We start from the raw sequence: 4,145 nt of genomic DNA on the forward strand, positions 1-4,145 counted from the left end.
ACTAAAGTAGAAAATCAATAAACGAGGCTGTTAATTTTTAACAGCCTCGTTTCCGGTTAAAATTTTTCCTGGCCCTTCATTATGACCTATATTATTATGCCATTTTACTTCCCGGCGCCAACGGGGAGCTATTGAAAACTTCATCAACCTTTATGGTTCCGACTCCCTTGATGTCCAGCCCGACCGCTTCCTTTAAAAGCTTGGCAAAGGTATCGAACAAGGGTCCGGAGGTCTGGAATCCCTGGAATGTCCCTTTTACCTGGAAAGCGATAAAAGGCGGCGCCAGGGACACTTTAAAAGCAGTTACGGCTACTTTTTTATTGGCGTCCAGATTCTTCATCGTTCTGGTTGCAACACCGTAAAAATCGGCGAAAGCAAGGGTTTCATCATCAATGGCAGTTGTACTTCCAATTGGTGTATTATTCAAGTTGCCGTCAGCATCAACTGTGGCTATTACTTTAGGACATGACCGATCGTTAAACGTATCCATTACCACCTTAGGCATTTTTGCCATTTTAAATTACCCCCCTAGAAAATTATAAATTAAGTATATTCAATTAATATTAATATGTCAATGACATATCTAAAAATTTAATATATTTGGACAAGGCGCACATTGAAACGGCTTTCCAAGTATCAGGGGAAAATGGTTAGCTAAGATTCAACAGTTCCTTTTTTAATTCTTCAAATTCTTTTTCCTGGGGCAAAATCCCGTCCCGGTTGATTTGTTTTAATTCTTCTTTAAAAACATCCGGATTAATAGCTTTTATCGCATCACCGGAAATTCTATATCTGTTCAGTATTTTTCTGCCTGCAGCTTGAAACTTTTCCGAACTCTTTTTATAAATACTTGTATAATTGCCGTAGACTAGAAACAACCTGCCCTTGATCTCCTTCGGGCGGTCATTTTCCGCAAGGCTGCCGAGCCCTTCGATAACATTTTCCAGCTTTTCGTAATCGCCAAGCTCAAGGGATTCTATTAAAGCCGTCCGGGTCCCTTTTAAAATAAAAGGCCTTTCTTCCTCCCCGTATTTTTCCAGGTCGGCTTTAAGCTTATTTTTATCCAGGTCATTTAAAAACTTGTCTGCAAGTGCCTTTCCGATTATAAGGCCTTTTTCTTCGTTCTGCTTTTGCAGTTCTTCCGGTTTAATTGATGTCCTGCTGGCGGCCCTTTCCATGGCGATTTCCCAGGCGCTTTTTATTTTTTCCACCTTGTGTCACCCCATTTTAGTCATCGGATTTATGGCTTTCCTGTCCATTTTATAATATAATTCTGAAAAAGGGAAACAAAACTAAGGAGGCTCTCTTAGGCTGCTTATGGCATATACAAATTACAAAACGCTTAAGGTTTCAGATAACCTGTTCTGCTACTTCTGGTGGGGAAGAGGGAACAACTGCAACACTTACCTGCTCTCCGGGGTTTTGGAAAGTGATCATCCGCATGTATTGATTGACCCCGGGAATACCGTCAACGAGTACCGTGAACCCTGCGCCGAACAGATGCTTGAGGCGCTTTCCAGCGACGGATTTAAGGCTGAGGAAATCGGCCTGATTTTAATTACCCATTTTCATTCCGATCATTGCTCGGCGTGTAAAGATATCATAATAAAGAACAAAGGGGACAATCCTCCCTTTATTGCATTTCCCAATAAAGAATACGAATTTCTGCTCAAATCAAAAGAAAGAATGCGCAGTTTTTACAGAAATTTGCTTGATGAAATCAAACCGGTTATTTTGCTTGATGAAGGCGAACTGAAACTGGGCAAAATTTCCCTGCAGGTGTTCCATTCGCCGGGTCATTCACCGGGCTCATTATGTTTTTACTGTCCGGAGGAAAAGGTCCTGTTCACAGGCGACGTTTTATTCTTCGGGCGCACCGCCAGAACGGATCTGCTGGGCGGGGATCACCAGGAACTTGCTAAAAGCATAGACAGGTTATCCGCCCTAGATATTGAATTCCTGCTCCCGGGACATTCCACCAAGTACGGAAGCTATATTCAGGGCAAGGATTTAATCAGGCGCAACTTCCAGGCTGTGCAAATGTTTTTTCAATAAACAATCCTTAAAAATCAACTTTCTATAAACTTTTCTATAAACTCCTTTATATAGCCGAAGTAAAGGTCAAATCCGATCATCATTGTCGTATTGTGGTCTGCATCCGGAATGATGATCATTTTTTTTGCAGGGGATCCCAAACCATCATACAGATCCTGCGCTTCCTGCAGCGGAACAAGGCTGTCGTACTGACCGTGCATAACCAGGGCAGGCAGATAAATCTTGCCGAGCCTGGCCAGGCAGGCGTCATTGAAAGCGTTAAGGCTTGTACCGGGCGGAACAATGCCCTTTCTTTTTAAAAGCCTGCCATAGCTTGGAAAACCGCTTTCAATAATCAGCCCCTTGAATTGATCCTGGCAGTGGTATGCTAAATCAAGGGCACTGGCGCTGCCAAGGGAACGCCCCATTACCCACAAACCCCCGTCATAGCCCTGCCGCGAAAGCATATTATTGAAATACCCGAATACACTGTGGGCATCGCTGATCATGGAAGTAAATCCGGGAAAACCTCCGCTTGCCCCGTAACCGCGGTAATCAACAACCATGATATTGAGGCTCTTTTTATTGTAAAAAGGAGCAATGCCGTCATAATCCCCAACCAACTCACCATTGCCGTGAAAATAAAGTAAGTTTGGCCAGCTTTTTTCTTTTGCATAAAAGCGGCAGGATATGGAAACGTCTTTCTCAACCGGCACGGAAATATCAACCGCACCTGGAGGGCAGTGGGTAACTGCAGGGTACGGGTAAAAAATATTCTGCAGGAGAAACGGGTTATCAAGTACCGAATAATCAATCACGGCAGTCAATCCTTTCCGGTTTGAAATTTTACCAATAGAAGAGGCGCCTGCAAAGAGTAAAAACTATTCTTCTTTATAAAAAAGCAATCTGCGCGTATAATAAGTTTTCGGTGATCATTTTTCTTTTCCTGCAGCGGCAGGAATTAAAACATGCAAGAAAGTAACTATAACAAGGAAGCCGGAGAAAGTTAAGGCGGTTTAAATTTCAATATACAATAAATATAAGGTCTTTAAAATTTAATTGACCCGGGGGAAATTTTTATATATAATTGATCTTGCTGTTCCTCGATAGCTCAACGGTAGAGCATCCGGCTGTTAACCGGAGGGTTGCAGGTTCGAATCCTGCTCGGGGAGCCATTTTCGGGCCCATAGCTCAACGGCAGAGCTACCGGCTCATAACCGGCAGGTTCCAGGTTCGAATCCTGGTGGGCCCACCAGCAAAAATTTAATCTGGCCCCATGGTCAAGCGGTCTAAGACACCGCCCTTTCACGGCGGTAACCCGGGTTCGAATCCCGGTGGGGTCACCAAATGGGCGATTAGCTCAGCGGGAGAGCGCCTGCCTTACAAGCAAGGGGTCACTGTGACAAGGTACCCTAATCTTGCAAGGCGTATCTCCTTACAGCGGCATAGCATAAAGGGGGCATAGCTCAGCGGGAGAGCGCCTGCCTTACAAGCAGGATGTCACTGGTTCAAATCCAGTTGTCCCCACCAAATTGCAAGCCTTCGGCAAAAGCAGAGGGCTTTTGTATTTCTATAAACCTCTATACTAAATATTGAAAAACGAATTACACTATTATTATTTATCGATTTGTATCGGAAATATCTGTTTCCCAGAAAAAGGATTTAAAGTATATTGCGTAGAAGAAAATAAGCATACCGCCATCATTTTTTACATAGATAGCCCGTTTTTTTGCGGGTTCATTTTTTTAAGCCATAAAAAAAGACACACTTTTCCTGAGATGGTTTAATGCAAAATCCTTTCTTCCCTTCGTCGACTCCTCGCTTCAGTAAATCCATATGCCACCGCTGCAGGTACTGCAGTTCTTTCAGCCGGCGCTGAAGCTTAAGCTTTTCCCGGCAACAGTAGCTTCTTTGATTTGTTGCTGTAACTCTTTCATTTCTTCTTTTTTGCGCTCGATGGCCTTCCGGAGTTCGTCGGCGGCCATGGCTTAAGCTTCCTTTCCTGTGCTTCTTAATTAATAGAGCATCAGCAAAGTTAATTCCGCGAAAACAACGTCGTATTATGTCATATTTGCATAGAATAAAAACTTTCGACATAATTCTACATCTAG

5 protein-coding genes and 4 tRNA genes are annotated in these 4,145 nt (G+C 43.4%); 6 read left to right on the forward strand and 3 right to left on the reverse strand.

The features are described 5' to 3' along the window. Nucleotides 1–94: 94 nt before the first annotated feature. Together DEH07_07130 and DEH07_07135 are read right to left on the reverse strand one after the other, a co-directional pair. Nucleotides 95–514 (reverse strand): hypothetical protein, encoded by a 420-nt coding sequence (locus DEH07_07130; protein HBY04306.1) that lies wholly within the window; start codon nt 512–514, stop codon nt 95–97. Between the two features lie 136 nt (nt 515–650). After that, entirely contained in the window at nt 651–1,211 is a 561-nt protein-coding gene (locus DEH07_07135; protein ID HBY04307.1) for a hypothetical protein, read from the reverse strand. Nucleotides 1,212–1,317: 106 nt separating this feature from the next. On the opposite strand from DEH07_07135, the gene DEH07_07140 reads away from it, so the two are divergent. After that, nucleotides 1,318–2,055, forward strand: a complete 738-nt coding sequence (locus DEH07_07140) for a hypothetical protein (GenBank protein HBY04308.1) — start codon at nt 1,318–1,320, stop codon at nt 2,053–2,055. 14 nt (nt 2,056–2,069) lie between these two features. Here the strand turns inward: DEH07_07140 and DEH07_07145 are convergent, their stop codons facing one another. Next, nucleotides 2,070–2,888, reverse strand: a complete 819-nt coding sequence (locus DEH07_07145; GenBank protein ID HBY04309.1) for an alpha/beta hydrolase — start codon at nt 2,886–2,888, stop codon at nt 2,070–2,072. A gap of 246 nt (nt 2,889–3,134) precedes the next feature. Between DEH07_07145 and DEH07_07150 the strand changes: the two genes are divergently transcribed. The 5 genes from DEH07_07150 (at nt 3,135) to DEH07_07170 (ending at nt 3,821) form a co-directional block, all read left to right on the forward strand. After that, nucleotides 3,135–3,209: transfer RNA gene (locus DEH07_07150), tRNA-Asn, on the forward strand. A 5-nt stretch (nt 3,210–3,214) separates the two neighbouring features. After that, nucleotides 3,215–3,289: transfer RNA gene (locus DEH07_07155), tRNA-Met, on the forward strand. A gap of 15 nt (nt 3,290–3,304) precedes the next feature. Beyond that, nucleotides 3,305–3,380: transfer RNA gene (locus tag DEH07_07160), tRNA-Glu, on the forward strand. 109 nt (nt 3,381–3,489) lie between these two features. Further along, nucleotides 3,490–3,564 (forward strand) — tRNA-Val (locus DEH07_07165). 62 nt (nt 3,565–3,626) lie between these two features. After that, nucleotides 3,627–3,821, forward strand: coding sequence for a hypothetical protein (locus tag DEH07_07170; GenBank protein ID HBY04310.1), 195 nt, complete (start codon nt 3,627–3,629; stop codon nt 3,819–3,821). The last annotated feature ends 324 nt before the right edge of the window (nt 3,822–4,145 follow it).

Origin of the sequence: Desulfotomaculum sp. (assembly GCA_003513005.1) — a bacterium.
GTDB lineage: Bacteria > Bacillota > Desulfotomaculia > Desulfotomaculales > Nap2-2B > 46-80.